This is a genomic window from Isoptericola halotolerans, assembly GCF_003003075.1.
GTDB classification, from domain to species: Bacteria; Actinomycetota; Actinomycetes; order Actinomycetales; family Cellulomonadaceae; genus Isoptericola; species Isoptericola halotolerans_A.
On sequence record NZ_PVTX01000020.1, the window covers coordinates 1 to 1,579 of the forward strand.

Sequence of the window (1,579 nt, forward strand, 5' to 3'; positions counted from 1 at the left end):
CTTCGGGGGTCGTTGGTTGTTTTCTCTCTTTTACGGAGAGTTTGATCCTGGCTCAGGACGAACGCTGGCGGCGTGCTTAACACATGCAAGTCGAACGGTGAAGCCCAGCTTGCTGGGTGGATCAGTGGCGAACGGGTGAGTAACACGTGAGCAACCTGCCCTCCACTTCGGGATAAGCCTTGGAAACGGGGTCTAATACCGGATATGAGCATTCACCGCATGGTGGGTGTTGGAAAGTTTTTCGGTGGGGGATGGGCTCGCGGCCTATCAGCTTGTTGGTGGGGTGATGGCCTACCAAGGCGTCGACGGGTAGCCGGCCTGAGAGGGCGACCGGCCACACTGGGACTGAGACACGGCCCAGACTCCTACGGGAGGCAGCAGTGGGGAATATTGCACAATGGGCGAAAGCCTGATGCAGCGACGCCGCGTGAGGGATGACGGCCTTCGGGTTGTAAACCTCTTTCAGCAGGGAAGAAGGCCTTCGGGTGGACGGTACCTGCAGAAGAAGCGCCGGCTAACTACGTGCCAGCAGCCGCGGTAATACGTAGGGCGCAAGCGTTGTCCGGAATTATTGGGCGTAAAGAGCTCGTAGGCGGTTTGTCGCGTCTGGTGTGAAATCCCGAGGCTCAACCTCGGGCTTGCATCGGGTACGGGCAGACTAGAGTACTGTAGGGGAGACTGGAATTCCTGGTGTAGCGGTGGAATGCGCAGATATCAGGAGGAACACCGATGGCGAAGGCAGGTCTCTGGGCAGTTACTGACGCTGAGGAGCGAAAGCATGGGGAGCGAACAGGATTAGATACCCTGGTAGTCCATGCCGTAAACGTTGGGCACTAGGTGTGGGGCTCATTCCACGAGTTCCGTGCCGCAGCTAACGCATTAAGTGCCCCGCCTGGGGAGTACGGCCGCAAGGCTAAAACTCAAAGGAATTGACGGGGGCCCGCACAAGCGGCGGAGCATGCGGATTAATTCGATGCAACGCGAAGAACCTTACCAAGGCTTGACATGCACCGGACGCTGCCAGAGATGGTGGTTCCGCAAGGTCGGTGCACAGGTGGTGCATGGTTGTCGTCAGCTCGTGTCGTGAGATGTTGGGTTAAGTCCCGCAACGAGCGCAACCCTCGTCCCATGTTGCCAGCGGGTTATGCCGGGGACTCATGGGAGACTGCCGGGGTCAACTCGGAGGAAGGCGGGGATGACGTCAAATCATCATGCCCCTTATGTCTTGGGCTTCACGCATGCTACAATGGCCGGTACAGAGGGCTGCGATACCGTAAGGTGGAGCGAATCCCAAAAAGCCGGTCTCAGTTCGGATTGGGGTCTGCAACTCGACCCCATGAAGTCGGAGTCGCTAGTAATCGCAGATCAGCAACGCTGCGGTGAATACGTTCCCGGGCCTTGTACACACCGCCCGTCAAGTCACGAAAGTTGGTAACACCCGAAGCTCATGGCCCAACCGGTTTTCCGGGGGGAGTGGTCGAAGGTGGGACTGGCGATTGGGACTAAGTCGTAACAAGGTAGCCGTACCGGAAGGTGCGGCTGGATCACCTCCTTTCTAAGGAGCACATACTGCTCGTCG

1 rRNA gene is annotated in these 1,579 nt (G+C 58.1%); it reads left to right on the plus strand.

The features are described 5' to 3' along the window. Nucleotides 1-29 precede the first annotated feature (29 nt). A 16S ribosomal RNA gene (locus tag BCL65_RS17705) occupies nt 30-1,555 on the plus strand. Nucleotides 1,556-1,579: the final 24 nt, after the last annotated feature.